This window comes from Streptomyces sp. sk2.1 (assembly GCF_008120935.1).
In the GTDB taxonomy this organism is placed as follows: Bacteria; Actinomycetota; Actinomycetes; order Streptomycetales; family Streptomycetaceae; genus Streptomyces.
In genome coordinates this window covers 609,426-633,517 of record NZ_RDBO01000055.1, presented here as the reverse complement: position 1 = coordinate 633,517, position 24,092 = coordinate 609,426, and the positions used below count along the sequence as shown (strand labels likewise).

Annotated in this window: 29 protein-coding genes and 3 pseudogenes; 7 read left to right on the top strand and 25 right to left on the bottom strand. The window is 68.6% G+C overall.

Annotation, left to right across the window (positions count from 1 at the left end; genetic code table 11):
- Window positions 1-4: 4 nt before the first annotated feature.
- From EAO76_RS20305 to EAO76_RS20295, 3 genes are all read right to left on the bottom strand, one after another.
- Window positions 5-1,201 (bottom strand): histidine kinase, encoded by a 1,197-nt coding sequence (locus tag EAO76_RS20305; protein WP_148837295.1) that lies wholly within the window; start codon window positions 1,199-1,201, stop codon window positions 5-7.
- A gap of 68 nt (window positions 1,202-1,269) precedes the next feature.
- The gene (locus EAO76_RS20300; RefSeq protein WP_148837294.1) at window positions 1,270-1,980 is read right to left on the bottom strand and encodes a DUF998 domain-containing protein; all 711 of its coding nucleotides are present in this window, start codon (window positions 1,978-1,980) and stop codon (window positions 1,270-1,272) included.
- A gap of 116 nt (window positions 1,981-2,096) precedes the next feature.
- Window positions 2,097-3,074, bottom strand: a complete 978-nt coding sequence (locus tag EAO76_RS20295; RefSeq protein WP_187438696.1) for a DMT family transporter — start codon at window positions 3,072-3,074, stop codon at window positions 2,097-2,099.
- A 184-nt stretch (window positions 3,075-3,258) separates the two neighbouring features.
- Between EAO76_RS20295 and EAO76_RS20290 the strand changes: the two are divergent.
- Window positions 3,259-4,102: pseudogene (locus EAO76_RS20290) on the top strand (LysR family transcriptional regulator); the annotation flags it as partial.
- Between the two features lie 279 nt (window positions 4,103-4,381).
- On the opposite strand, the gene EAO76_RS20280 reads toward EAO76_RS20290, so the two are convergent.
- From EAO76_RS20280 to EAO76_RS20200, 17 genes and pseudogenes are all read right to left on the bottom strand, one after another.
- Complete coding sequence (locus tag EAO76_RS20280) at window positions 4,382-4,777, bottom strand: hypothetical protein (RefSeq protein ID WP_262375600.1); 396 nt, start codon at window positions 4,775-4,777, stop codon at window positions 4,382-4,384.
- 205 nt (window positions 4,778-4,982) lie between these two features.
- Window positions 4,983-5,141 (bottom strand): annotated as a pseudogene (locus EAO76_RS47330) (contact-dependent growth inhibition system immunity protein); the annotation flags it as partial.
- A gap of 241 nt (window positions 5,142-5,382) precedes the next feature.
- Window positions 5,383-5,556 (bottom strand): CsbD family protein, encoded by a 174-nt coding sequence (locus EAO76_RS20270; RefSeq protein ID WP_148837291.1) that lies wholly within the window; start codon window positions 5,554-5,556, stop codon window positions 5,383-5,385.
- Between the two features lie 16 nt (window positions 5,557-5,572).
- On the bottom strand, window positions 5,573-5,980 hold the full coding sequence (locus EAO76_RS20265; protein WP_148837290.1) for a gas vesicle protein K: 408 nt from the start codon (window positions 5,978-5,980) through the stop codon (window positions 5,573-5,575).
- Entirely contained in the window at window positions 5,970-6,206 is a 237-nt protein-coding gene (locus EAO76_RS20260) for a gas vesicle protein (RefSeq protein WP_148837289.1), read from the bottom strand. Before EAO76_RS20260 ends, EAO76_RS20265 begins: the two co-directional genes overlap by 11 nt.
- On the bottom strand, window positions 6,203-7,018 hold the full coding sequence (locus EAO76_RS20255; protein WP_148837288.1) for a GvpL/GvpF family gas vesicle protein: 816 nt from the start codon (window positions 7,016-7,018) through the stop codon (window positions 6,203-6,205). The genes EAO76_RS20260 and EAO76_RS20255 overlap by 4 nt, the downstream gene beginning before the upstream one ends.
- The gene (locus EAO76_RS20250) at window positions 7,015-7,461 is read right to left on the bottom strand and encodes a gas vesicle protein (RefSeq protein WP_148837287.1); all 447 of its coding nucleotides are present in this window, start codon (window positions 7,459-7,461) and stop codon (window positions 7,015-7,017) included. Before EAO76_RS20250 ends, EAO76_RS20255 begins: the two co-directional genes overlap by 4 nt.
- 81 nt (window positions 7,462-7,542) lie before the next feature.
- A complete protein-coding gene (locus EAO76_RS20245) occupies window positions 7,543-7,794 on the bottom strand; it encodes a gas vesicle protein GvpG (protein ID WP_148837286.1) in 252 nt (83 codons plus the stop codon).
- A gap of 9 nt (window positions 7,795-7,803) precedes the next feature.
- Window positions 7,804-8,517, bottom strand: coding sequence for a GvpL/GvpF family gas vesicle protein (locus EAO76_RS20240; protein ID WP_148837285.1), 714 nt, complete (start codon window positions 8,515-8,517; stop codon window positions 7,804-7,806).
- A 3-nt stretch (window positions 8,518-8,520) separates the two neighbouring features.
- The gene (locus EAO76_RS20235; RefSeq protein WP_148837284.1) at window positions 8,521-8,985 is read right to left on the bottom strand and encodes a gas vesicle structural protein GvpA; all 465 of its coding nucleotides are present in this window, start codon (window positions 8,983-8,985) and stop codon (window positions 8,521-8,523) included.
- Between the two features lie 87 nt (window positions 8,986-9,072).
- A complete protein-coding gene (locus EAO76_RS20230; protein ID WP_148837283.1) occupies window positions 9,073-9,468 on the bottom strand; it encodes a gas vesicle protein in 396 nt (131 codons plus the stop codon).
- A 1,137-nt stretch (window positions 9,469-10,605) separates the two neighbouring features.
- Entirely contained in the window at window positions 10,606-11,694 is a 1,089-nt protein-coding gene (locus tag EAO76_RS20225; RefSeq protein WP_148837282.1) for an SRPBCC family protein, read from the bottom strand.
- Between the two features lie 6 nt (window positions 11,695-11,700).
- Window positions 11,701-12,594 (bottom strand): histone protein, encoded by an 894-nt coding sequence (locus EAO76_RS20220; protein ID WP_148837281.1) that lies wholly within the window; start codon window positions 12,592-12,594, stop codon window positions 11,701-11,703.
- Between the two features lie 663 nt (window positions 12,595-13,257).
- Window positions 13,258-13,494: a DUF6879 family protein gene (locus tag EAO76_RS47660; protein WP_376296741.1), complete on the bottom strand. Its 237-nt coding sequence runs from the start codon at window positions 13,492-13,494 to the stop codon at window positions 13,258-13,260.
- Between the two features lie 64 nt (window positions 13,495-13,558).
- Window positions 13,559-13,972 carry a hypothetical protein gene (locus tag EAO76_RS20210; protein WP_148837444.1) on the bottom strand — a complete coding sequence of 138 codons (414 nt, stop codon included), beginning with the start codon at window positions 13,970-13,972 and terminating at the stop codon, window positions 13,559-13,561.
- Entirely contained in the window at window positions 13,972-14,247 is a 276-nt protein-coding gene (locus EAO76_RS20205; protein ID WP_148837280.1) for a hypothetical protein, read from the bottom strand. Before EAO76_RS20205 ends, EAO76_RS20210 begins: the two co-directional genes overlap by 1 nt.
- On the bottom strand, window positions 14,244-14,501 hold the full coding sequence (locus EAO76_RS20200) for a hypothetical protein (protein WP_148837279.1): 258 nt from the start codon (window positions 14,499-14,501) through the stop codon (window positions 14,244-14,246). The genes EAO76_RS20205 and EAO76_RS20200 overlap by 4 nt, the downstream gene beginning before the upstream one ends.
- A 118-nt stretch (window positions 14,502-14,619) precedes the next feature.
- Here EAO76_RS20200 and EAO76_RS20195 point away from each other — a divergent pair, with 118 nt between their 5' ends.
- Both EAO76_RS20195 and EAO76_RS20190 read left to right on the top strand, forming a co-directional pair.
- Window positions 14,620-15,450: a helix-turn-helix transcriptional regulator gene (locus EAO76_RS20195; RefSeq protein ID WP_148837278.1), complete on the top strand. Its 831-nt coding sequence runs from the start codon at window positions 14,620-14,622 to the stop codon at window positions 15,448-15,450.
- Entirely contained in the window at window positions 15,447-15,656 is a 210-nt protein-coding gene (locus EAO76_RS20190; RefSeq protein ID WP_148837277.1) for a DUF397 domain-containing protein, read from the top strand. The genes EAO76_RS20195 and EAO76_RS20190 overlap by 4 nt, the downstream gene beginning before the upstream one ends.
- Before the next feature lie 207 nt (window positions 15,657-15,863).
- Here EAO76_RS20190 and EAO76_RS20185 read toward each other — a convergent pair whose 3' ends face one another.
- On the bottom strand, window positions 15,864-16,496 hold the full coding sequence (locus EAO76_RS20185; RefSeq protein ID WP_148837276.1) for a hypothetical protein: 633 nt from the start codon (window positions 16,494-16,496) through the stop codon (window positions 15,864-15,866).
- 108 nt (window positions 16,497-16,604) lie between these two features.
- Here EAO76_RS20185 and EAO76_RS20180 point away from each other — a divergent pair, with 108 nt between their 5' ends.
- Window positions 16,605-16,754 carry a hypothetical protein gene (locus EAO76_RS20180; RefSeq protein WP_187438718.1) on the top strand — a complete coding sequence of 50 codons (150 nt, stop codon included), beginning with the start codon at window positions 16,605-16,607 and terminating at the stop codon, window positions 16,752-16,754.
- Between the two features lie 115 nt (window positions 16,755-16,869).
- Here EAO76_RS20180 and EAO76_RS20175 read toward each other — a convergent pair whose 3' ends face one another.
- Both EAO76_RS20175 and EAO76_RS20170 read right to left on the bottom strand, forming a co-directional pair.
- A complete protein-coding gene (locus EAO76_RS20175; RefSeq protein WP_148837275.1) occupies window positions 16,870-18,381 on the bottom strand; it encodes an oxidoreductase in 1,512 nt (503 codons plus the stop codon).
- Window positions 18,382-18,652: 271 nt separating this feature from the next.
- On the bottom strand, window positions 18,653-20,113 hold the full coding sequence (locus tag EAO76_RS20170) for a DHA2 family efflux MFS transporter permease subunit (RefSeq protein WP_148837274.1): 1,461 nt from the start codon (window positions 20,111-20,113) through the stop codon (window positions 18,653-18,655).
- A gap of 145 nt (window positions 20,114-20,258) precedes the next feature.
- Between EAO76_RS20170 and EAO76_RS20165 the strand changes: the two genes are divergently transcribed.
- Complete coding sequence (locus EAO76_RS20165; RefSeq protein ID WP_148837273.1) at window positions 20,259-20,912, top strand: TetR/AcrR family transcriptional regulator; 654 nt, start codon at window positions 20,259-20,261, stop codon at window positions 20,910-20,912.
- Between the two features lie 30 nt (window positions 20,913-20,942).
- Here the strand turns inward: EAO76_RS20165 and EAO76_RS20160 are convergent.
- A pseudogene (locus tag EAO76_RS20160) lies at window positions 20,943-21,112 on the bottom strand (IS5/IS1182 family transposase); the annotation flags it as partial.
- Window positions 21,113-21,405: 293 nt separating this feature from the next.
- On the opposite strand from EAO76_RS20160, the gene EAO76_RS20155 reads away from it, so the two are divergent.
- Complete coding sequence (locus EAO76_RS20155) at window positions 21,406-22,473, top strand: serine/threonine-protein kinase (protein ID WP_148837272.1); 1,068 nt, start codon at window positions 21,406-21,408, stop codon at window positions 22,471-22,473.
- Between the two features lie 84 nt (window positions 22,474-22,557).
- The gene (locus EAO76_RS20150; protein WP_187438695.1) at window positions 22,558-23,061 is read left to right on the top strand and encodes an NUDIX hydrolase; all 504 of its coding nucleotides are present in this window, start codon (window positions 22,558-22,560) and stop codon (window positions 23,059-23,061) included.
- Window positions 23,062-23,144: 83 nt separating this feature from the next.
- Here EAO76_RS20150 and EAO76_RS20145 read toward each other — a convergent pair whose 3' ends face one another.
- A complete protein-coding gene (locus EAO76_RS20145) occupies window positions 23,145-23,996 on the bottom strand; it encodes a hypothetical protein (protein WP_148837271.1) in 852 nt (283 codons plus the stop codon).
- Window positions 23,997-24,092: the final 96 nt, after the last annotated feature.

The window sequence follows — 24,092 nt, the reverse complement described above, 5'->3', positions numbered from 1 at the left end:
CCTGTCATGCAGTCGTCAGAGGCAGAACGGCCTTCACGACGAAACCCGAGCCGGTGCCGGTGTCGGTGTCGGTGTCGACGTCGGTGCCCGTGCCGATACCGGTGCCCGTGCCTGTGCCCGTGCCGACATCGGTACCGGGGCCGACGCGCAGCGTTCCCCCCAGCACCGTGACGCGCTCGCGCATCCCGGTCAGGCCGTGCCCCTCGGAGAACGTCACCGCCCGCCCGTCGTCGGTGACCGTCACCTCCAACTCCCCTGAAAGGACCCGTACTCGAATGGTGAGGCGCCCCGCGTCGGAGTGGCGCAGGGTGTTGACCACGGCCTCCTGGACGACGCGGTAGGCGGTGAGCGCCTGGGCCGCGGGGACCGCTCCGCTGTCGCCCTCCAGGTCGTAGCGCACCTCCAGCCCGGCGGCCCGGGCCTGCTCGACCAGATCGGCGACGGACTCCAGGCCCTGCTGCGGCGCCTCCCGGAGCTCGCCGACGAACGCCTTCAGCTCGCTCATGGCCTGCGTGCGCGCGGCGATCGCGGTGCGCAGCGCGGCACGCGCCTCCTCCGGCGAATCGTCCAGGGCCTCGACGGCGACGTTCAGGTGGACACCGACGACGGCCAGGGTGTGGGCGACCACGTCGTGGACCTCCCGGGAGATGCGCAGGCGCTGCTCGGCCAGCCGGGTCTGTTCCAGCTGCACGAGACGGGCGTGGTGCTCGGCACGCCAACGACCGTACTGGCGCCAGGCGTTCGCGGCGGCCAGCACCAGGGCCAGCCAGAGCAGTTCGACGCCGCCCCGGGCAAGGGTCTCGGTGCCGTCCGGCCCCTGCGGGGTCAGGCCGTACATCAGGACGAGGGCCCCGACACCGGCGGACTTGCCGGGGTGGCCGAGCGCGGCGGTGAACAGGGCTGCGGTCAGCGGCCAGATCCACCCGCCCTCGAACAGACCGGCGCTCTGCCAGCCGATGAGCACGGCGGCGGACAGGACGAGCACGAGCAGGGGGTGACGCCTGCGGACCAGCAGCAGTCCGCCCAGGGCCGCCCCGAGATCGAACGTGCCGTTCCATGACAGCGGCGCGCCCATCGCGGCGGGGCCCGCGCCGATGGCCACGGCGGTCAGCAGCGCCAGCGTCACGTCCACCAGCCGCGCCCGCCGGCTGCTGCCACTGCTGCCACCGCTCCACGGAAGCGAGGCCACGCGTGCGCTCACGCGCGAGGCCGCCCGCGCACCCGTCCATGCACCCGTCCGTGCGCGTATCCACGCGTTCGTTCGTGAACTCACTTGGTGAGGCCCGTCGTCATGCGGCTCATGGTGCCCGACGCGGCGGACCGGGGAGCAGCCGAGGCGGTGGTGGCGGCGAGGGCGAGCCAGGCCAGGTCCACGGCGATGACGACGCGCTCGGCCAGCCCCAGCGGGGCGGTGTGGGTGAGGACGGCCCGGTCCACCATCGCCGCGGCGAACAGGACGAACGCCACCGACGACGCCCACGCGAGCACGGTCAGCCCGCGCGCCCCGGACGCCCGCGCCGGCTCGCGCCGCCACGTCATGGTCAGTCGTACGATCGCCACCGCCAGCGCGAGGAACCCCGCCCAGGCCGCGACCCCGTGCACGGTGTCGGCGGTCGAGGGACGGTCCCAGTTGCCCGGCGGGTCGGCCGGGAAGACCGCGGCGACCAGTACGCACACCGCCCAGAAGCCCAGAAGCCACCCGCTCCGTCCACCGCCCCCGGCCCGCACGGTCCGGACGGCCAGGGCCGCCGACCCGAGGGCGATCCCCAGCAGACCGACGGTCACCAGCCAGCCGTGCGGCAGGTTGACGTATCTGCTGACCGTCTCGGCCAACGGGTCGTACCCCTTGTTGACCACGTCGGACGCGGTGAGGGCGAGGACGGCGACCGCGAGGCCGGCCAGGGAACCCGTCTTCGTGAAACTCGTGGAACTCGTGGGAGTCGTGGGAGTTGTGGGAGTTGTGGAAATCGTCTTCGTCATGGGGCTAGACGGTAGGTTTCCGCCCCCTGCCGGGGCATCGTCCCCACCGCGTCACCCGGACCTACGTCATCGGAGCAGCCACGTACTCCGATCGATGTATGCCGGCTCGGTACGCGTCAGCCGCGTTCGCGGGCCTTCACGCGCCGCGTCTGGCTGCGCACCGCGCCCATGCTCGCCCCGATGACGAGGGCGATCGCCAGCGCGTCGGTGGTCGACAGGGCCTGGTCGAGGACCAGGAAGCCGGCCGTGGCCGCGATCGCCGGTTCCAGGCTCATCAGGATCGCGAAGGTGGGGGCGGGCAGGCGGCGCAGCGCCATGAGTTCGAGGGTGTACGGGAGCACCGAGCTCAGCAGCGCCACCAGCACGCCCAGCCCCAGCGTGGACGGGACCAGCAGTTTCGAGCCCGCCTCCATGACGCCCAGGGGCAGCGAGAGGACCGCGGCGACGACCATGGCCAGGGCCAGGCCGTCCGCCTGGGGGAAGCGGCGGCCGGTGCGGGCGCTGAAGACTATGTACGCCGCCCACATGGCGCCCGCGCCGAGCGCGTAGGCGGCCCCGGCCGGGTCGAGGCGGTCGAAGCCGCCCCCGCTCAGCAGCGCGACCCCGCCCAGCGCGAGGCCCGCCCACACCAGGTTGGCCAGGCGGCGGGAGGCCACCACCGAGAGGACGAGCGGGCCCAGCACCTCCAGGGTGACCGCTGCACCCAGCGGAATGCGGTCGACGGCCTGGTAGAAGAGCGTGTTCATGCCGCCCATGGCCGCCCCGAAGGCGAGGACCGTGCCCCAGTCGGCGCGCGAGTGGCCGCGCAGCTTCGGGCGGCAGACGATCAGCAGCACGAGTGCGGCCACGGCCAGGCGGAGGGTGACGACGCCGAGCGCACCGGCCCGGGGCATCAGCAGGACCGCGACGGCGGAGCCGAACTGGACGGAGAGGCCGCCCGCGACGACCAGCGCGACCGGGGCGAGCGCCGCCGCCCGGCCACCGGGGCGGCCCGGCCCCGGCCGCCCGCCCGGGGCGGCGACCGCCCCGGGTACGGCCACGACGGCGGCCCGCTCCGCGGTCGCCACCCCTGTTGCACTGCGTCGGTCGTTCACTTGCGGTGTTCCTTCTGGTCCGGAAGCCGGTCCGGGAGCGGGTTCGGGAGTACGGTCCGAGACGTCTTCCGGCGTTTCGTCCGATACGCACGCGCCGGGCTCCCGTCACGTATGTCCCTCTTACGGTAGGTGTCTCCGCGTGGCACGTGAAATGCCTGCTGGGCTCCCGTTATGCTCCCCGCGCATGAGCCCGGCACAGGACGACGACGACCGCGGCGGGGGACGGCCGGGCCGCGACCCCGGCCGGGGCGTCGAGATCCGCCATCTGCGCGCCTTCCTCGCCGTCGCCGACGAGGGCAACATCACCCACGCCGCCGCCCGCCTCCGCCTCACCCAGCCCGCGGTCTCCCGTACGCTCGCCGCCCTGGAGCAGCAGCTCGGCATCCGGCTCGTCGACCGGTCCACCCACCATCTCGCCCTCACCCCCGAGGGCATCGCCTTCCGGGACAAGGCCGCCGTCGCGGTCGCCGCGTTCGACGAGGCGCTCGCCCCCGGCGGTCCGGGCCGCTGGCCGCTGCGGCTCGGGCACGCCTGGTCGGCGTTCGGCCCGTACACCACACCGTTGCTGCGCCGCTGGCAGGAGCGGTACCCGGGGACCCCGCTCGAACTGCTGCGGATCGACGACCGCACCGCCGGGCTGACCCGCGGCGAGGTCGACGCCGCGTTGCTGCGGGGGCCCGTGGAGGCTCCGGGGCTCGTCACGGAGGTGCTGTTCGACGAGGACCGGATGGCGGCGGTCGCCGCGGACGGCCCGCTCGCCGCCCGGGGCACGCTCCGTCTCGCCGACCTGGCGGGCGACACCGTCGTCCTCAACACCGTGTCCGGCACCACCACCACGGACCTGTGGCCGCCGCACGCCAGACCCGCCGCGACCCTCACCGTCGCCAACACCGACGACTGGCTGGCCGCCATCGCGGCGGGCCGCGGCGTCGGGGTCTCGGCCGCGTCCACCGCCGACATGCATCCGCACCCCGGCGTCGCCTACCTCCCCCTCGTCGAACAGCACCTCCGTGACGAGCCCCGGAGCCTCCACGGGCCCCCGCAGCAACGCGGCGTCGACCTCGCCGCGGGTCAGCCCGGCGGTGCGGTCGTCGATCCGCAGCAGTTCGAGCGGGGTCCCCGGGTACCGCTCCTGCCGCGAGATCCGTCCGTACCCGCTCGCGATCCGGGACGCCCCCGGCCACCCGGCCCTGCCGGCACTCGCCGCCCTCGCCCACGAGATCGTGCGCCGGGACGCCCCCGACGACTGAACGACCCGCGCCGGGGCTACGGGGGCGACACCACGCGCCCACCCCGGCACACGGGACCTACGGAGCGTCCACCTTGTCGAGCTCCAGAGTCGGCGGCCCGTCCGGATCGAATGGGAAGTACACCGTCCCCTCACCCTTCGTGTAGAGCTGGACGCCGCCGATCTTGCCGAGTCCACCGTCCTCGACCGCCAGATAGACGAAATCGCTGGACGTCCGGCTGTCGTGGAACTCCCATCGACCGCTGAAGTCGACCGGTCCGGAGCCCTCCCCCATCGACACGTCGGTGACGGAGAACGTCCCGTCGGAATCGAGCCGGACCTCGCCGCCCTTCTCCTCGTTGCGGTACACCCCGGGCAACTTGCCGACATCGACCGGGGTCGCACACCCCGGGACGACTGCCACGGAAGCGACCAGAACAGCGCCGAGCAGCCGCCCGCCTGTCCTTTTCCTCATCACGACCCCAGCGTATTGCCGGGCCCAACGGGCCTGGCCCGGGGGTGGCTTCGGGCTGCGGTCGCCGATGACCGAGAGGTTCGGGCCGGGAGAAGACGGAACCGACGGCATCCGGAGTGCGGCTCACGAGGTCAGTACCGGTCGACGCCCGAGCGAGTTCGACGAGCCACCCGACCGTGCTGAGCCGAGCGGGCGGCTCGATCTCCAGGCCGAGTTCGGCCGGCTCTGTGGCGCAGTCGAACTCCTCGACGGGAAGCGCGAGCAGATCGCGGAGCTCACCGGCGAGCCGGGCCACCGGTCCGGGGTCGGTGCTGTCCAGATAGTCCTGGAACGCGGCCTCATGGCTCTCGAACTCGTCCGACATGTCCTGCGAGTACCAACCACCCAGCAATTGCGCGAGCTCCGGAAAACGGGCGCGCCACTCCCAGTGGGTCTGCGGCGGTGCGGGCGGTGGATCCTGTCCGGTCTCGATGCTCTCCTTGAGCCGGTCCGCAAGCATCAACAGCCATGCCTGGATCTCCGAGTCCGGCAGCCCCGCATCAGGTGAACGCAGGCCCGCCCTTTGTTCAAAGTGTGGCAGCGGAGCGGAGCGGCGTGTCCTTCTTTCAGTGCCTGAAGGTTTCCTTACCCTTCTCGATGGCCTGCTTCACTTTACCCTTCATCTTTTGAACCCTCCCCTTTCCCTCCAGTCTTTCGTTACCCACGGCCCGCCCGACCGATTCCTTTGCTTTACCCTCCGCGATTTCGCCAATGTTCTTGGACTTCTTTCCGATACCCATTTCGCTCTCCCTGACGTCATTCGGGTGGTGGCAGCAGAGTTCCGAGAGGTCCGAGATCCAAGTTGAGATCTTGCATGGAAAGGTCGTACCGGGAGCAGAGTTCAATCATACGACTGTGCAGAATCATCAAAGTTTCTCCGAGGCGCTCTTCCTGTTCCTCGGTGAGGTCTCCTGCGTCGACCCGCTGAAGGGCTTGGCGTTCCATGAGCTGTCGTAGCAGCTCGACGAGTGTGAGTACGAGCTTGATCAGGTCCCGTTCCACCGTGTCCGGGGCGGTGGTGATCCGATGGGCCGGCCTTCGCGCCTCCGCACCGCCCCGGGGCAGGATGTCCTGCGGCACTGCGGGCAGCATGCGGAAGGCGCGGGCGGCGGCATCGGCGACCTCGTCCAGGCGACTTCCGGGCGGTCGGTCCTTACCTGACATGATCGTCTCCTACGGGTGCCGAGATGGCCTGCCACGGGGAAGGATTCTGTTCGCTGATGGAGACGATCAGCGCGCGCAGCGATATGCGTACGAGGTCGATATCGGCGATGGAGAGCACGATGTCACCGGTGAGGACCACGCCTCCGCTCAGCAACCGGTCCAGCAGGTCGATCAGTGCGATCTGCCGTTGCGGCAGCGGCTCCTCCGGCTTGCCCGCCGCCCTCACGGCGTGGCCTTCTTCGGCGGTTCGGCCTCGGTGAGGGTGGCGAAGGAGTACGGGGCCCACGGCCCGGTGACTTCGACGCGTACCCCGGGTAGCCCTTCTGCGGCCTGCATGACATCGGCGCGGAAGTCTTCAGCCTGTTGCAGCGGCACAAGGTAGGCGTCGTTGATGACGTTCTCTCCCGGCCCGCGGGCGAGTTCGCCTTGCTGCGGCCGGTGCTGGACGCGATCAACCGCATAGGCGCGGGCGGCGGCCTCGACCCGCTCGGCTGCCTGTTCGGCGTCCCGATAGGCGTTTTCGCGGGCATGTCGCTGTGCTCTGCGCCGGCTGAGGTATGCCCGCCCGGGGGTCAGACCCGCATCCGTGGGTGGGCCTGCCGGCCTCTCGGCCTCGGCGGCCGCTTCGACATAGATCTTGACGCCCCACTCCACCTGCGCTGCCAGGTCGGTGAGTCTGTCGGCAAACGCTTCGTGACGGGCCCGGAGCATGAGCCGCACCCGCTCGTCGTCGAGGTATACCGTTGCCAGACGCAGTGGCAGGACGGCGGTGCGGGCGGCCAGGGCCTCAATCACCCGGTGATGGGCGCGGGCGACTGACTCCAGCCAGTCCAAGTCCTCAAGATGCGCTCGCAGTGCGGCTTCTTGGAAGTCTTGCTCGGGTACCGGGCTCACGGCGACCACCACATCGTCGCTGTGTTCTGCACGTACCAGATGCACCGTCGTCTCCGCCACTCCGGGGAGCCCGGACAGAGCTTTTTCCAGCGATCCGTCGGCGTCCCGTGCCACGGCGTACGCATAGGAGACCGTGGCGGTCATGGCTCGTCCCGCCTCTCACCGCGGGGGCTCGGCTCTGCCCGTTTGGTGCGGGCGGTGCGGCGGGGGGCCGCGGTGCGGCTCTCCTCGTTCTTGGCCGGTGGCAGCTCACGGTCCTCGCGCAGCGCCGTGATTTCGGCCTGCAGCCGTTTGTTCTCCTCGGCGAGTGAGTGGTAGCCGCCGTTGGCGCGGGACGACAGTGAGGGATCGTGCTCCCACCAGTCAATTCCCATTTCCTTCGCTTTGTCCACCGAAGCGATCAGCAGGCGCAGCTTGATGGTAAGCAGTTCGATGTCCAGGAGGTTGATCTGGATATCGCCTGCGATGACGATGCCTTTGTCCAGGACGCGCTCCAGGATGTCGGCAAGATTGGCCGAGGAACCCTGGCCGTACGGGGCGGACCTGGACGGGAGGTCGCCCAGTCTCCTGGCGACGGGTTCGGTCACGGCCTCTGCACCTCAATTCCTGGTGTCCCGGAGCTTCGACGGGAGCGCGTGGCAATGGGCCCGTTCCGCCGGCTGCCGCGATCAGGTATCAACGCCCTGGACATGGGCCCTGATCTCGTCCAGCCGGTCCAGCAACTCGTCCTCGCGCCGGCCGAAGGTTTCCTCGTCGATTTCTCCCGCCACGAGCGCTCGCTCAAGTGCGGCAAGTTCCTGCTCGACGGGGGCTGGGTCGTAGTACTTGTTCTCCGCGGCCTCGACGACGCGCTCCATGACCCAGGCCACGCCGCGCACCGGCGCCAGCGGAAGAGTTGCGAGTTGAGTCAGCAGTCCCATGGGGACTCCTCAGACGAAGCTGTAGGCGGGCAGCGGGCCGACCAGTCGCAGGTCGAAGTCCTCGCCCAGTTCCTTGGCGATATCCTGTTCCGCGCCGAGGAAGGTCTTCTCGTTGTCCCGCTCCACAAGGAAGGACACATTCAGGAAGTCGTTGCCGGTCGGCTGCGACAAGCGCTCTTCCCGCGCGAATCCGCGCAGCGCATCGAGGACTTCGACGGCGAGCCGTTCCTGCCGCGCTTGCACTTCTTGAGAGACCAGCTCCCCGAGGGCGAGCGGCAGTTCCGGGCTGCTGCGGCCGCTTCTGATCTCCTCATTGAGTTCGCGCGCCTCGTCGGACTCCTGAAGGATCTGGCGCAACAGCGCGTCCTCGTCCTGGGCAGCCTTCAAGTGGAATTCTACGCAGCCCTCCAACGCCCGCAAGCGTTCGCTGAAGTTGTCCGTGCCGTCCTCCAGGACCGCTCGTACAGCGTCGTCGTCCACGGTGGTGAAGCCGAACTGCAGTGGCAGAACGGTGCCGTCGGCCATCAGTTGTTCCTGGACGGCCTGGTGGGCGCTGAGATCTCGGCGTTTGGGACGCAGCTCCTCGGGCGCGTCGCTGACGACCGCGGACAGTGCTTCTGTGTGCACTGTGCGAAGGGGCGCAGGCGGGTCCCCCACCCCGTGGAGGCCGTCCAAACGCTGCGGATGGGTGGCCAGGACAATGGAATACACGTATATGGCCATGGTTCACTCCTCCCGGCGCCGGGCGGCAGGCCGACGCCGCGGCCGCTCCCGCCTCTCCTCGGGCTCCTTGTGTTTCTTTTCTGACTGCTCGGCCTCCTCGTCGTCATGCCCTCCCTTCAGGGCATCGGTCAGCACGTCAGCGGCCCCGCTCAGCGCACCCTTGGCTTTGCCATGCGCTCCGCCCTCGGTCACTTCTCCGACCAGGTCGGTCAGCTGAGACGGAGCCTTGCGGCCCTCTTCCAGGTCGAGGCGGTTACAGGCCTCCGCGAAGCGCAGATAGGTATCCACGCTCGCCACGACGATGCGGGCATCAATCTTGAGGATCTCGATGCCCACCAAGGACACACGCACGAAGACATCGATTACCAGGCCGCGGTCCAGAATCAGCTCGAGGATGTCGTAAAGGTTCCCCGACCCTCCTCCGCCGGCCCTGGAAACGGTTCCTCCGCCCTGCGGCACCATAGTCATGGTGCCTCCTTTCAGCAGCTCACACGTGGCTCCGGACGAGGCCGCTTCCGTTCGTCCGTCGCGCGGTGCAGCAGTGGTATTCCGGCCCTAGCCACGCGGGTCGATCTGGGCTCGGGTGTAGCGGCGGGTGCGCTCGTACGCCAGCAATTCGCCTTCCTTGTCCAGCGTCACCCGGTAACTCGCCATCACGCTGGTCGTGGCGGGAATGCGCTCCAGCTCCAAAACTTCCACGTCCGCCTGCCAGCCGTCCTCCGTCGGCTTCAACGCCGAGACGGACTCGGGCGCTCGCCCCAAAAGCTCCTGGAGCTGCTCAGCCGCATAACGCATGGCTCGCGGGGCCGAAACACGACGGGTCGCATGCTTCGTTTCGTTCGTGCGGCTGCCGGCCCGTCCGGTGCTGGTTTTCTTGACGGTCTTCTTGACGGGCTTCTTGCTGGACGGACGCCGGACGCGCCCTGTCTCGTCCTCTTCGCCTACGGCCATGTTCCCGCTCCGGAATCGGAGACGACATGATGCCCGCGTCACCTTCACAAGACGCTGTTCCATGATATACGGCCTGGGCCGACCGCATCTCGGAGCCAAGAGCTGTCCCGTAATCCCAGGCGGGCGCGCGACGAGAGCTACTTCCCCGAGTTCTCGGCTGCGCTCGAGCAGGGCCGCGTTATCGGGGTTGCCTTGTGGATCTTGGGGTAGCTGTGGCACCCGGTCGCTGGTCGAAGGCACTACTGGTAGCCCGGCAGAGCCTCGCCACTCAGTGACTTGCACGGAGCCTTTCTCCGCTGGAGGTGTTTTCTGCCCTTTGGTCGGAAGCCGCCGCAGATTTCAGGTGTTGCCGACCCCGAAAAAAATTTGAGCAGGCCGCCGAACGAAAGCCGAAGGCATAGTCCCTCATCCACGTCGTCTGTGACGACGACGTGGATGAGCACGTGCGGGCGGTCCGCGCCTATGTGGAGGCCGACTTCGACGAGGCGCCGTCTGCGGTCAGGTCGGTGCCGGGGGCATGGCCGGTACGCGGCGCGGTGGCGATCCAGCACGCCGCGTCAACAGTCCGGTGTTCTGCAGGCATGATTCCTCAGCTTCCGCTCTGACCGGGATACGCACAGTTGGAAGCGGAGCACGGCGCCCGCAGCGCCGGCTGTACACACCATGGCAACAGGACGCGCTCTACCGGACGGTCGCTCTCTGCGCTGGACGGAGCATCGACGCTGACCTGGAGCACTCACCCGCCCACACCTGCACACGGCATCCGCAGCACATCGATGCGGTCAAGGACGAGGCAGAGGCTGCACGGCAGGCAGGGCTGACGCGTCCTTCGTGACCGACGCGGAACCGCCCTTCGAATCGAGGTGGCCGGTGCAGTACGCGTGGTGGGGCAGTTGCATTCCCACCCGCGGAAGTTCCTGGCGCGCCTCTTCCGAAGCAGCCACCTTTGGTCCCGGACGGAACCACGGTCGTCAATGGCCGTCCGCGCCGCATCGTCGGCGGTATCCACGAACGGCACCAGGCCGTGCACGAACTCCTCTCCCGGAGAAGCCCGCCCAGGCTGCGGCCCGACAAGATGGTGGTCTGCGGCTCCGAAACAGGTAGGCCCCCTGCCTGAAGGCGATGCCGGTCACGGCGTCACCGCTGTCGTCCCTGCCCTCGGGAGGGGGTTACGTCCTCCTCCTCTCCTTCTTCTTCCTCGTATTCACCTTCGTCCTCGTCCTCGTAGTCCTCGTCCTCGTCCTCTTCGTCGTCGGGCTCACCCTCGTCCTCGTAGCCATCGTCCTCGGGCTCGTAGTCCTTGTCCTCGGGCTCGTAGTCCTTGTCCTCGGGCTCGTAGTCCTCGGGCTCCTCCTCGTAGTCCTCGTCCTCGGACTCCTCGCCTTGTGAGTCCTCCTGTTCGGCGGCCTCTTCTTCCATGGCGTCTTCGTGGGAAACGACGACTTCACCGTCCCTGATTTCACCGCGCCAGCCCTCGGGTTCTTCCTGGGCAAGGGTGACGTATCGCTGAAAGTGCTTGAAGTCGAGTCGCATTCGGCGTCCTTGGGCGCGCCACAGGTTGCCCGTCTTCTCGAAGAACCCGGACGGGTAGTACTCCACGACCAGGACGATTCGGGTCAGGCTGGGTGCCAGCTCATGAAAACTGACCGCACCGCGGGTAGTCCCCTTGGCCCCCTCGGATGTCCAAACGATGCGATCGTCGGGAATCTGTTCCTGGACACTCGCTTTGAAGCCGCGCGAGGAGGGGCCGACTTTGACCTTCCAGTCACTGGACATCTCGTCGCTCTTCGAGACATCGCGAACGCCCTTCGCAAAGCTGCTGAACTGGTCGTACTGCGTCCAGTGGTCGTACGCGACACGCAGGGGCACTCCCACATCGAGAACCTCGATGATGTTCATGACCTTGCCGCCGCTCGACTTGCGTTTCCCCTTTCCACCGCCGAACGCTTCCTTGACCTTCCCCACGACTTTGTCCTTGACACCCTTGGCTTTCTCTCCAACGAATGCCTTCAGCGGGGAATCACCCTGGAGAATACGGGAGCCGATCGCAGGAAGCGATCCGCTCTCGGCCACATCGGTGAGCTGCCCAGTGACATCGGTCAGTTTTTCGCCCGCCTTCTCGGCGAGGTTCTCCACCTGTGCACTGAGGAATTTGGACGCCTCTTCGCGAAGCCGATCCGCACCCGACATTTGCGCCGTGGACTGGTCTGTTTCCGTCCTGGTCATGGCTGGCTACCTCCGACGATCGGCACGCTTGGACGCTGCTCGCTTCGACGACGTCGTCTTCCGGGCGGCGGATTTCTTGGCCGGAGCAGTTTTCTTCGCAGCCGTCTTCTTCGCCGGAGCCGTCTTCCGGGCGGCGGATTTCTTGGCCGGAGCAGTCTTCTTCGCAGCCGTCTTCTTCGCCGGAGCCGTCTTCCGGGCGGCGGACTTCTTGGCCGGAGCAGTCTTCTTCGCAGCCGTCTTCTTCGCCGGAGCCGTCTTCCGGGCGGCGGACTTCTTGGCCGGAGCAGTCTTCTCTCCATGGGCGGGAGCAGCCTTCTTCCGCGCCGCGCCTCCTCTGGGCTGGGCTGGTTGACGAGAACTGCGGCGCTGCTTCGACTGTCTCGCTTCCGGCTCTTCCTCTTCCTCTTCCTCTTCCTCCTCGTACTCCTCTTCTGGCTGCTCCTCCTCTTCCTCGGCCTGGCCCTCTTCGTACTCGGCCTCCGGCTCTTCTCCTTCCGGTTCCTCCTCTTCCTCGTACTCTGCGCCTTCCTCTTCCTCCTCGTACTCCTCTTCTGGCTGCTCCTCCTCTTCCTCCCCCTCATCCTGCTTCTCACCGAGCCGGGCCGTACGGTCACTGATGGCGTCGGCAAGCGAACTCATGCCCCGGTCGGCGGCGGCAGCCACTGCCTTACGGCCTGCGTCGAAGACTTCCCCTTTCAGCTGCTCCTGCAGCTCGGCGAACTGGGGAATCTCTCCCAGTCTGCGCATCCCTTCGGCGGCAAGCTGTCGGGGTTCAAGGCCGAATCGTCTCCCTGCCAGGTACGTTGCAATGGTCAGGGCCAGTCGGCCCTTTTTCGTCCGGCCCAGCACATAGCCGCCCACTACTGCGGCCGCGAGGGTCACCTTGGCTGCGTTATCCATGAGTGCGTCACCTTCGATCATTCGGTGCGGGGCCGACCTAGCCGGTCGAGTAGCCTTTCCTCTTCCCGGTTCGAACTCCCTCCGTGTCGATACATCCGTCTTCAAGTTCCCGTTTCAATAAATCCAGCTGGGCACGGAGCTCTCCTGAGTCGTGCAGTTCCGCTCGGCATTGTCGCGGAGCTTCCGCCACCCCGATCAGACCGCGGACCTGTGCTATGGGGAGCGTGAGCAGTCCCATGATCAGACTCCGGCGGCCTGAACGTGAGTTCCTGCAGCGGCGGCGAATTGGCAACAGGGCAGCGGACCCTCAGGACTCATCCCGACGTGCTCGCGGTGCGCGCTTCCGAATCGCTCCGCCACGCCTCGGAAGTCGCGGTTTTCGCCGCAGGACTGTCGTTCTTCTGCCATGTATTCAAGTCTGATCGGTATCGGGCGCCTCGCACCTTGAGCGGAGCCAAGGGCTGTCCCGCCAATCCCCGGTGGGCGCGCGACGACAGCTACTTCCCCAAGCTCTCGGCTGCGCTCGAACAGGGAGACCCCACTCCTCGCTGCGTTGTCGGAACGTCCGAATGCATCCAGCATGCGGATGCCCCTCCGCCTTGCGATGCACCGCGTCTGACGCCGCGCGCCGATCCACCGTGGATTACGGGCAACCCTTAGCGGTCACATCAGCCGGGGTGGGCGGCCGCCGTGTGGGTCGATTTTTTGGCGGTGTAGCGGACGACGGCACAAGCCCATCCTTAGCCAGGTGCTCGCATCCCCGGCAACGTTCTCGCCGGCCTGCCAGTGCGCCCACTTCGAACTGCGCCTGTCGGAGGCGTACCCGCGACGGGTCTCCAGCCGCCACGCCGTGTGCCGGAACTCGCGGAACAGATGGGAGATCGAGGAGAACGGCTGCAACTCCGGCGCCTCGGACCTCGGGTGCGACAACCCCGATCGCTCCCCAAGAGAGGAAGCGACCTCCTCACAGGTAGAGCTGTCGCTCGCAGGCCCGGCAGAAGGTCTTGCCGGCGCGGTTCTCGGTCTGTCGGTGCTCGCACGCCACCGTCCCGGGCCCGCCCGCAGGTGGTGTGTGAGCGGGCAGGGCGAGCCTCGCGGGCCGCGTGGGCTGTACGGGTCGTGCGGCGTGGCGGTCGGTTGTGTCGCGGTCGTGGGTCTGGGATCGCACCATGCGGTCGAGTTCCACCAGGCAGGGGCCGCACGCGTACACGTCGCCCGTCGCGCCGGGGGTGTTCACGGAACCGATCCACAGCACGCGCACACCCTCGCGGCGGCAGTACAGCCAGCAGGACCCTGTCACCCACGCGTTGCCGTCACCGGTCCGCGCGACCGGCGGCCACGCGTCGCGCCACGGCCGACCGGCGGCGGGGGCGAACATCACGGCGTGCCTCCGTGCGTCCGCGCGAGCCGGGCCGGTTCCGCCGACGGCCGCAGCACCGCGTAGTCGCCGAAGTTCCGGCGGTAGCGCCGGTGGCCCGTCTCCTGCGTGTGCCCGCGCTGCCACTCCTCCACCGGTTCGGGACCGCCGTACGTACCGGACTCCGCACCGCACTCGGTTTCGTCGCCGGACACGCAACGGGCCTCGTACTCCGGTTCCGCCGTCGCGTCCTGCTCGACGGAGAACGGGACGTAGCGGAACACCCGCCGGGTCACCGCCCCACCTCCCGCCGGAGCGCGGTGGCGAGCGCGCGGGCCGTCGCCACGTTGCAGCGCCCCAGATCGATCAGCACACGCGGGGCTGTCCCGGCGCAGGAGGCGGCGTCGAGGGACAGGGACGGCAGTTTCACCCCCGCCGCCCCGAGCGCGTCGCCCAGTTCGTCGCGCGCCCGCTCGGCCTCCCCGATGCCCTCCCCCGCCGACTGTCGCCTGCCGGCTGCTGCCGCCGTGTCCACCGCTCCGTGCACCATCGACCGTTCACTCCCGCTGCTCTGCGTGACCCGTTGCTCACACCATGGCTTCGGGGCGCGTACGCTCGATAGACCTGGAGCCATTCCAACGCAAGCGGAATACCGGGGAGTTGAACAGGTGATCGAAGGGGCCGACCAGGCACAGGAGCCGGCGAACGGTGCCGTGTACTTCGGCGAGGAGACCAAGGCGCTGCGTGAAGCCCTGCGGCTGTCGCAGGAGCAGTTCGCGGACAAGCTGCACTACCGGCAGGCACAGGTCAGCAAGGTCGAGAACGGCGCCGTGCTCGCGTCGGAAGCCTTCGCGGACGCCATGGACCGCGTGGCCGGAACGCCCGGCGTGTACGCCCGGCTGCGCGCCAAACTGAGCAAGCAGGGGCATCCCGAATGGTTCGTGCCGTACATCACCCTTGAGGAGTCCGCGAGCGGGATCACGGACTACTCGTGCACGTTCCTCATGGGTTTGTTGCAGACCCCGGAGTACGCGAGGGCCGTCATCCGCGCCGCCTTCCCGCGCGAGACGGCGGATCAAATCGAACGGCGCGTGGAGCTGCGCATCAGGCGGCAGGTCGTCATAGAACGCGACGCACCACCGCTCCTGTGGGTCGTGATCCACGAAGCCGTCCTGCGCGCATGCGTCGGTGGTCGGGACGTCATGATCGGGCAGCTTGAACACCTGATCGCGCAGATGGCATCGCCCCACGTCACGGTCCAGGTGCTGCCGTACAGGGCAGGTGCCGCGCCCAGCCATCTGCCGTTTACGCTGCTCTCGTTGAACGACACCCCCCACGCGGTCTACACCGAGACCCCCACCCATGGTGGTCAGGTGGACGACTCCCCTAACGTGGTGACGACAGCCGTCGGCATGTTCGACCGGCTTCGCATGGCGGCGCTGTCCGAGGAAGAGTCACTGACCCTGATTCGCAAGATCATGGAGGATCACGCCACATGAGCAGCATGCCCGGCCCTCGGTCCATACGGTGGGTCAAGAGCACCTACAGCGGCGGTGAGGGGCAGTGCGTCGAGTGGGCGCCCGACCACGCGCGCGCAACCGGTGAGTTCCTGATCCGCGACAGCAAGAACCCCGACGGCCCGCACCTGGCCCTGACGCATGAAGGGTTCACCGGCCTCGTGGAACTCGCCAAGCGCCACGGGTGACCCGCTGGGACCCGACCGGGCGGCCCCCGCTGTGCAGCGGGGGCCGTTCGTCAGGCTCGGCTCGGCTTCTTCGGCCGACCGCCACCGGTTCCCTCAGGTCGTTTCGTTCGGAGTGGTGATACGTCCGCAGGATGGCGGGCGTCGGCGGGCCGGGGACCGTGAGTGCCGGGGAAGCCCTGATGAGAGGCCCGACAGCCCCTCCACGCCTCATGCGGCCGTCTGTGTCCCCTGGTCGGCCTCGTCCACCAACTCGTCCAGAGCCGCACGCGCGAGAGGGACGAAGCGCCGCCGCATGTCCTCCACGACAAGGCCCGTTTCCGCAGCCGAGGAGCGATAGCGGTCCTTCTGCTCATCGGTCAGCGGCCCCCTGCTCAGTTCCATCAGGTACTGAATGGGCGGGTGGATGTGCCGATCCATGGCTTCGGCGTACTCGGCACCGGCCTGTGCCACACCAGCGGGTCCTTCGAGCTCGACAGTGGTCGCCGCCTGCCGGGTCATGCGTACGGCGTCGATGGCCGCACCCCGCCGTATGTCGTAGCGATGCTGGTCGTAGGGCTCCAGCGTCAGCTGTGCCAGTTGCCAGACAGCCCCCTGCGCTTCATGAGCTGCGTCCATCAAGCCCTGGTAGGCGGCTTGTCGACGATCCCGGCGCCACCTCCGGTGCTCGACCCGTAGTTCACGAAGCGCGGCGCGATCCTGTGCGGCCTCTTGGCGTATCTGCTGCCGTTCCAGAGCCTCGTTCTTTCGCCGCTCGATCCGAGCGGTCACAAACGCCGTCAGTCCGCTGCCCAGGAGCGTGCCGACGATCGCGATGGCCGTGGTCATCAAGGTGCTCGTCACAGGGAGACATTGTGAAGCACGGCCGCGCACCCATCCGGGCGATCAGCGCGAAGCCGCCTCCGCCCGTGCGGCCTTCACTTGGTGAGTCGGCGACAGCCGATCAGGCCGGTGGCTGCTGTCGAGCGCCTGATCAACGGGCTGAGGGCCTGGCGCGGCATCGCCACCCGGTACGACAGGACTCCGAAGGGCTGCCTCGCCGGCCTGCACTTGCGCGCCTCGATGATCCGGGTCGAAGACCTGGCCCGAGCGGGCTTTTGATCACCACTCGATACGCGCCCCAGAGCCTGTGCGGAGTCGTGATCAAGGGGGTGGTCGGCAGTCGCCGGCATACCCGAGCTCTTGTCGGACACCGCTTAGTTCTTCTTAGTTCTTCTTAGTTCTTCTGCAGGGTGCGGGTGACACCCGCGATGACGGCTGTCGTCAGCATCCAGCCGAAGGCGATCAGCAAGTAGGCCAACCATTGGAGGAAGTCGTTCGACCAGTACCACCCCGTGCGCTGGCCCAGCCCCCCGATGGGGATCAAGAGGTCGAGTGTGTAGACGAGGGGCTGGAACGGGGCGCCTTCGCCCTGCTTCACCGGCGTCGGAGACTGCGTACGGAAGGCCAGGGTGCCCAGCAGGGTCAGTATCAGAAGCCACACACCCGCCAGCCATGGCCGGTAGCCGTAACCTACGGTCACATCGAGCAGGTGCCCCCAGGCGCGTGCCGGCAGGGACAAGGTGCGACGCCGGTGACGCTGTTTGATCAGGAGCACGCGCCGGGCGTCGTCGTCGTGGCCGATCTGCCGGTACCAGCCCGCAAGTTCTTCGTACGGCTGAGGGGAGTAGCCGGGATTTCGGCGGATCCACGCCAGGCGGCGCGCGACGTCGTCCCTCGCGAGCGTTCCGCCGTCGTCTGCCGCGGATGACGCGTCCCCGAATCGGATGGAGCCGTATCCGAACCCGTCCAGCAGCACCTTTCCCGGCCAGCTCCGCTCGCTGTCCTGGAACCAGGCGGCCTGCGCGAACCGGAGATCAACCGATCCTGAGAGCGGTGCGGCGGTCCTGAAGTCGAAGTCCGCCACTTGCATCGCTATGCAGTCCAGGGCGATGCCGCCCCCGTTCAGACAGGCCCCCTCGAAGGTCAGCAGACCTTCTATACGGGCCCTTCGCAGTCGTACCTCTCCTTGTGCGGTGAACCCTTGGGAGCAGTCCACGGTCGAGGTGACCACGCCGCCTGCGGCAAGTGCGACGCCCCCGGCGTTCTCCAGCCGTGCGGCTTGCAGGAACAGGCCGCTGGGTATGTGCGCGCCGGGCAGTCGTAGCCCGCCTTGCGTGGTGAGCCGTTCGCCGAAGACGCCGCCTTCCAGGATCAGGCTGCCCGCGAGCACCGCCCACTCTCCGGGACCGGAGATTCTGGCATCTGTGAGCAGCAGATTTCCGGCCACATGAGCGTTGGCGAGTACGAGAGGGCCGCCTTCGAGGGCCGACCGTCTCAGGTCCAGATCACCCCCGATTCGGGCGAGTTCGGCGTCGATCCCGGGGACCCAGCTGTCCGTGATCGCCATCGTCCCGGTCGTGGCGCCATACACGTTCACTGCCTCGTCCAGTCGGCAGCCCTCAAGTGAGAACGTGTGGCAGATCTCCGTTCCTGACAGGTCGAGACGGCCGGTGATGCGTGTCCCGGCGAGCCGGAGGGCGGCGACGGCGCCGGACCGATCGTGATTCCCGCCGAGCAGCAGCGCCGCCACGACGGCTGCGCGGACAGTGCGTTCGGGGCCCCACTCCTCACCCGCGGCGGGGTCGTCGGCCTCGGGCATGCCCGTGCTCAGATCAACTCGATGCCCCTTGGGAAAGGCATCCCACAGCGCGCGCTCCGGCGGGGTCAACTCGCTATATGACAGCACTCATGCAGCGTAGTGACCTCCTCGCCCGGTCGTGGCGGTGCCGGTCCTCACGCTGAGCCCGAAGGGCCCGATGGACTGTCCGGAGCCGGGCCAGGCCAGGCCAGGTCAGCCGGATCGCGGTTCTGCACCTCTTCGAGCAGCGGATCGGTGATCAGGTCCAGGCACGCGCCGAGCAGCCGACGGGTGGCCGGGGACGCGTGAAGTTCCTCCGGCCTCCCACCACTGGGCCGCCTTCGGCAATCGGTGCTGAAGAGGATCACGTGATCCGCTTTCACTCCACGAGCGCCTGGTTCGGTTCGCTGCCGGATGCCTCTGCCGGGGCCGGGGCCGCCTCCGGGCGCCCGGGGAGCAGCGGGCTGGCCACCAGGATCACCACGGCAACGGCGAAGACGAACCAGTAGGCGTGCTGGAAGCCGTTGATGCCACTCCCGGCGGCCCCGCCCGTTCCGGCGGCGGCAAGGATCAGGGCGACACAGGCGACGCCGAGCGCCCCGCCGAGCTGGTTGAGGTTGTAGAGCACGGAGCTGCCCTGCGGCACCTTCTCCGACGGCAGCGTTCGGTACAACGACCCCATGGTCGGTGCGCCCACGGCACCCAGTCCCAGACCGATGGCCAACACGGCCACTGCGGACCGGACTTCGCTGCCCCCGTCGCCGAGGCGGGTGAGGACGACCGCGCCGACCGCGGCCAGCACCGCCCCGCCCTGGACCAGCTTGCGTGCGCCGAGCTTGTCGCTCAGCCGTCCGGCGAGGGGCATCGCGAGCGCCGAGCCCAGGCCGAGCGGCGCCACCAGCAGTCCTGCGGCGCGAGCCCCGTGATCGTGGATCACCTGGTAGTAGAGGGGCAGGGCGAAGAGGCCGGCGTACGTGCCCAGACCCACGAGGCCCTGCACGGTGACGCTGGCGGCGAAGCTGCGGCTGGTGAAGAGACGGACGTCGATCAGCGGCTCGGTACGCCGGGTGCGCAGCGCGTGGCGGACGTACGCGAGGAGCAGGAGGAGGCCGGCGGCCAGTGGGACGAGCACCGCGGGCGTGCCGAACGTGGCCTTCTCGCCCGCCTGCGTGAGTGCGTACACGGTGGCCGCGAAGCCCGGAGCGAGCAGCACGGCGCCGAGGACGTCGAGCGGTGCCCGGGACCTGTGCTCACCGGCGGGCTCGGAGGGGATGACCCGCAGGGCGAGCAGGGCGGCGATGATGCCGATGGGCAGGTTGATGTAGAACATCGCGCGCCATCCCAGGCCCTGGAGCACGATGCCGCCCAGAACGGGACCGAGGACGGGCCCGAGCGAGAGCACGACACCCATCATTCCCATGACGCGTCCGGCCCGGCCGGGTCCGGCCGCCCGGGCGAGGATGACCAGCACCAGCGGGTCGACCACACCGGCGCCGATGCCCTGGAGGACCCGGAAACCGATCAGGCTCGCCATGTCCCAGGCGAGTGCGGAGGCGAGCGATCCCGTCAGAAAGACGACGAGCCCGAAGAGCCAGAGCGGCTTGACGCCGAACCGGCCGACGGCCCAACCGGTGATGGGGATGGTCACGGTGAGCGCGAGGAGATAGCCGGTCGAGGCCCAGCTGATGGCGCCGAGGGAGCTGTGGAACTCCTCGGCGAGTGTGTCCGCCGCGACGGTGACCATGGTGCTGTCGAGGATCCCCATGATCCCGCCCAGCAGAGTCACGCCGATCAGCCGCAACAGGGCGGGATCCAGGCGGTCGTCTCTGATTTGAGGCATGTCTTCCCACTCCGTTGCACGCAAGGAGAAATAATTTGAACCGTGCGGTTCAACGTAGCCATGGACGACGACGCCACGCAACCGTAAAGGCCATTATTTTGAACCAATTGGTTCAATAGGTGGTCCTTGGTCGTACCATGGCGGGGTGAGCGGAGCCAGAACCCCAGAAGCGAGCAGGCGCACCGTGTCACGCGGGCGCATCGACAAGCGGCAGGCGATCCTCGAAGCCGCGTTTCGGACCTTCGCTCGGGACGGGTACGGGCAGTCGTGCGTACGGGAGATCGCGGCCGAGGCAGGCGTGGCCAAGCCCACCGTGTACAACCACCTCGGCGACAAGGAAACCCTCTTCCGCGAGGCGATGCGGGCGGCCGTCGGGCGCACGACGGCCGACGCGCTGGCCGCGCTCGATGGGTTGCGCGAGCCGGGCGACGAGGTGCGCGATGCGCTGGAGAACGCCGGGTGCCGGCTGCTGCGCAGCCACTGCTGCGCGGACTTCCAGGCGCTGCGCTGGCTGCTCCACGCCGAAGCCACCCGTTTTCCCGACTTGCTGGACGACTTCCAGCGGAACGGCGCGGAGCGCCTGCACGAGGCTCTCGCGGACCGTCTGGCCCGGCTCGCACTCGACGGTCGACTGGACATCAGTGACCCCGGCCTGGCCGGCGAGCAGTTCCTGGCCCTGCTGACCGGCCCCATGGAGCGGCGCTCCCGGCTGGCCACGCGCGAGGTCCCCGAAACCGAGCTGCGCTCCGTCGCCCGCGCCGCGACCGACACCTTCCTGCGCGCCTACGCCGCCCCTTAGAAGTCATCCCGATCGGGGAGCCCGCGGCAGCAGATGGCGACAGTCGTAGCCCTTGCCGGCATGGCGCTCGCCGGGCCTGCGCCGACGAGGGCTCCGGCGGGACCGGATGGGCGGTCGGCCTTCACGAGCGGGATCAGGGCCTGACTGTCGTGGGCGCTGGCGTCGGAGATTCCGACGGAGACGGGCAGACCGGTCTCCTCCCCGACTTCCCCGACTTCCCCGACTTCCCCGACGGCGGTTCCCGGCAGCGAGTCGCCCATGTCCATTCCGCCGCCCGGCGAAGCAGACGGGTTCGCCGATTTCTGGTCGGGGAGTCGCAGGAACCGGCGCGTGGGTGGTTCATCGACAACCATGAGCATGGCGGGTTCACGGTTGAACAGACTCTGGATGGCCGTGGCGCTTCAACGGCAGTCGGGCCGGCGACGACTTCGGCACCTCGACTTGCCTGCCATGATCAACGACAGTCAGTTGCGACATCGGTCTGGAGCTGCACATGGATGTAACCGAGTCAGGGCATTCCGCGCGAGTGTCCGCGTATGCGGATGTACGCGCACAGCTGTCTCTGATCAGTGACCGGCGGCTTGAGGATGCGGTGGCTGCTGCGGCGAATCCCGGTTCCGGCATCGGCGGCAGGTCGGCGGAGATGCAGGTGGCGGGGAGGCGCGTCTTCGTCAAGCGGGTCCCGTTGACCGACATGGAGTTGCAGCCGGAGCACGTGCGGTCGACCGCCAACCTGTTCGGTCTTCCCCTTTTCTATCAATACGGGGTGGGGTCGGCGGGGTTCGGTGCCTGGCGTGAGCTGGCAGCGCACATCCTGACAACGGGCTGGGTGCTGAAGAACGAATACGCGGGGTTCCCGCTGCTGTATCACTGGCGGATCCTGCCGGACAGTCCTCCCACCGGCTTCGCCGATGAGTTCGGGGGCGTGGACGGGGCCGTGGCGCATTGGGATGGGTCGCCGTCGGTGCGCCGCAGGCTGGAAGCCATCGGACGGTCGTCCTTCAGCCTGGTGCTCTTCCTGGAGCATGTGCCCCAGACACTCGGCGGGTGGTTCGGCGAGGCACGGAACATGGCCGGGCAGGAGCAGGGAGGCCAGTCGCCCTACCTGTGGGTGGAGGATGCGCTGCGGCGGGGAACGGAGTTCATGAGCACGCGCGGGCTGGTCCACTTCGACGCGCACTTCTCCAACCTGCTCACCGACGGCCGGCAGGTGTACTTCACCGACTTCGGGCTGGCCCTGAGCCGCGACTTCGAACTCTCGGCGGAAGAGGACGCCTTTCTTGCCGATCACCTCGTGTACGACCGTTGCTACGCACCGGGCCACTTGCTTCGTCATCACCTTCCCGACAGCGTGCGTGGTGGCGCCGACCACGGGACCTTCCTGCGCGAATGGGTCGCGGGCCGCCGGCCCTCCGGCGTTCCGAACGACATCGGCGCGATCCTCGGTCGTCACGCGCGGCACGCGATCGTCCTGGACGACTTCCACCACCGACTGATCACACGGAGCAAGGGCACTCCTTTCCCCGCAGCCGAAGTCCGGCGAGCGCTGAGCGGTGCATGATCGTTGAGGAGGTGAGGCTTGCCGCACCCCTCTCCGCGGCGGCCCCGGCTGTCGGCGGACTGGACGTCACGTACGGTCTGCGGCATGGCAGCAGAGGATTCGAAGACCCCCGGGCCCCGGGTGCAGTTGGTCATCGGCATCATCCGCCGGGGCGACGAGATCCTGCTCGTGCGGGAGAGCCTCGGCGCCGACGGCGAGATCCTCTGGTCGTTGCCCGGCGGCGGGGTCGAGGACGGCGAGCTCATGCACGAGGCTCTCCGACGCGAGCTGCGGGAGGAGACCGGGCTGCTGGTGGGCGACCCGGTGCGGACCGCGTTCCTCATGCACATCGACTCCGAGCGGCACCCTTCGGCGTTGGCCGCCGCCTTCGAGATCGACGAGTGGTCGGGGGACATCGCGCCGCAGGACGACGACATCGAACAGGCCGCCTTCTTCCCCCTGCCCGAGGCTCTGGAGCTGCTCGGCGAGCTGGACAGCGCAACGCAGCGGGAGCCCGTCGTCGGCTATCTGACCGGGGCCGTCGCGCCGGGAACCACCTGGCTGTACCGCAACCGGGGCAAGGAGGAGAAGCTCGTCGCCCGCTGGTGACATCGGACAACGGCCGCCGCACGCCGAGGCGTTGAAGCGGCACCCGGCGGAAGTACCGGCCCAGGCCCTCCGGGGGCGGGGCGTTACCCGGCGTCCCCGGTCAGGAGGGCGTAGGCGGCCGCGGCAAGGACGAGGCCGGTGACGAACAGCCCGAAAAGGAGGGCGAACACCGCGAAGACGATGTCGCCGATCAAGGCGGCCCGCGACTCGACGACGGTCACGACGTACGGCTTGTCCTGGTGGTAGGCGACCATGATGGTCAGGTCGTTGCTGCGCTTGTGGGCCTTGCGCGCCACGCCGTGCCGGTCGATGTACGCGTACGTACCGAACCGGCCGCCCAGGAAGGTGTCGCTCCCGACCCGCCGCGCCTGGACGATGATGCCGTCCCGCGGCAGGTACCACGTGCGGTACGCGCTCTGCGCCGCGGTGCCGCCGTAGTAGAGGCCGAGCGGGCCGAGCGGGCCGAGCAGCACCGTCGTGAGCGCGACGGACCACTGCCCGCAGATCCCGAGCGCGATGGCGAGGGCGATGATGACGGTGCCCACGGAGAGCGCCCCGATCTTCCGCCGTCGCTTCCGGGTGCGCTCCCTGCGCTCGTCGGGGCTCTCGGTCAGGGTCCGGATGGCGACCATGGATGCGCCGTCGGCCGGCTCGGCCGCCCCGTCACGCTCCGGGAGGATCTCGTTGACGTTCTCGGCGAACAGGGCCACGGCCGCCTCGCTCGCGTCGTCCATGCGGTGCACGGTGGCCACCGTTCCCGCGGGCGCGGTGAGTTCGACCGCGACGGTACGTCCCTCGGCGCGCACGCGCTCGATCGCCCGGAGCGGGATCCGGATCTCCTGGTCGGGCCGCCGCAGCATGAGCGCGTCTCCCTCACGACGCAGCGTGGCACCGCTGGAGTTGTGAAGAATGGGTATGGGAGATGCGATCGACATGTGCGTGATCATAGGGCGGGAGCGCCGGAAACAGGACCCTGTCGCCGTGGGGTCACAGCTCAAGTGCGATCCGCACCCGGCTCCGCCGCGCCGTCG

Bases quoted from the DNA above. Each gene is read 5' to 3' on its own strand.
- EAO76_RS20300 (WP_148837294.1), bottom strand. From the start codon at position 1,980: ATGACGAAGACGATTTCCACAACTCCCACAACTCCCACGACTCCCACG.
- EAO76_RS20280 (WP_262375600.1), bottom strand. From the start codon at position 4,777: ATGAGGAAAAGGACAGGCGGGCGGCTGCTCGGCGCTGTTCTGGTCGCT.
- EAO76_RS20270 (WP_148837291.1), bottom strand. From the start codon at position 5,556: ATGGGTATCGGAAAGAAGTCCAAGAACATTGGCGAAATCGCGGAGGGT.
- EAO76_RS20265 (WP_148837290.1), bottom strand. From the start codon at position 5,980: ATGTCAGGTAAGGACCGACCGCCCGGAAGTCGCCTGGACGAGGTCGCC.
- EAO76_RS20255 (WP_148837288.1), bottom strand. From the start codon at position 7,018: ATGACCGCCACGGTCTCCTATGCGTACGCCGTGGCACGGGACGCCGAC.
- EAO76_RS20245 (WP_148837286.1), bottom strand. From the start codon at position 7,794: ATGGGACTGCTGACTCAACTCGCAACTCTTCCGCTGGCGCCGGTGCGC.
- EAO76_RS20240 (WP_148837285.1), bottom strand. From the start codon at position 8,517: ATGGCCATATACGTGTATTCCATTGTCCTGGCCACCCATCCGCAGCGT.
- EAO76_RS20235 (WP_148837284.1), bottom strand. From the start codon at position 8,985: ATGACTATGGTGCCGCAGGGCGGAGGAACCGTTTCCAGGGCCGGCGGA.
- EAO76_RS20230 (WP_148837283.1), bottom strand. From the start codon at position 9,468: ATGGCCGTAGGCGAAGAGGACGAGACAGGGCGCGTCCGGCGTCCGTCC.
- EAO76_RS20225 (WP_148837282.1), bottom strand. From the start codon at position 11,694: ATGACCAGGACGGAAACAGACCAGTCCACGGCGCAAATGTCGGGTGCG.
- EAO76_RS20220 (WP_148837281.1), bottom strand. From the start codon at position 12,594: ATGGATAACGCAGCCAAGGTGACCCTCGCGGCCGCAGTAGTGGGCGGC.
- EAO76_RS20210 (WP_148837444.1), bottom strand. From the start codon at position 13,972: ATGTTCGCCCCCGCCGCCGGTCGGCCGTGGCGCGACGCGTGGCCGCCG.
- EAO76_RS20200 (WP_148837279.1), bottom strand. From the start codon at position 14,501: ATGGTGCACGGAGCGGTGGACACGGCGGCAGCAGCCGGCAGGCGACAG.
- EAO76_RS20190 (WP_148837277.1), top strand. From the start codon at position 15,447: ATGAGCAGCATGCCCGGCCCTCGGTCCATACGGTGGGTCAAGAGCACC.
- EAO76_RS20170 (WP_148837274.1), bottom strand. From the start codon at position 20,113: ATGCCTCAAATCAGAGACGACCGCCTGGATCCCGCCCTGTTGCGGCTG.
- EAO76_RS20155 (WP_148837272.1), top strand. From the start codon at position 21,406: ATGGATGTAACCGAGTCAGGGCATTCCGCGCGAGTGTCCGCGTATGCG.
- EAO76_RS20150 (WP_187438695.1), top strand. From the start codon at position 22,558: ATGGCAGCAGAGGATTCGAAGACCCCCGGGCCCCGGGTGCAGTTGGTC.
- EAO76_RS20145 (WP_148837271.1), bottom strand. From the start codon at position 23,996: ATGTCGATCGCATCTCCCATACCCATTCTTCACAACTCCAGCGGTGCC.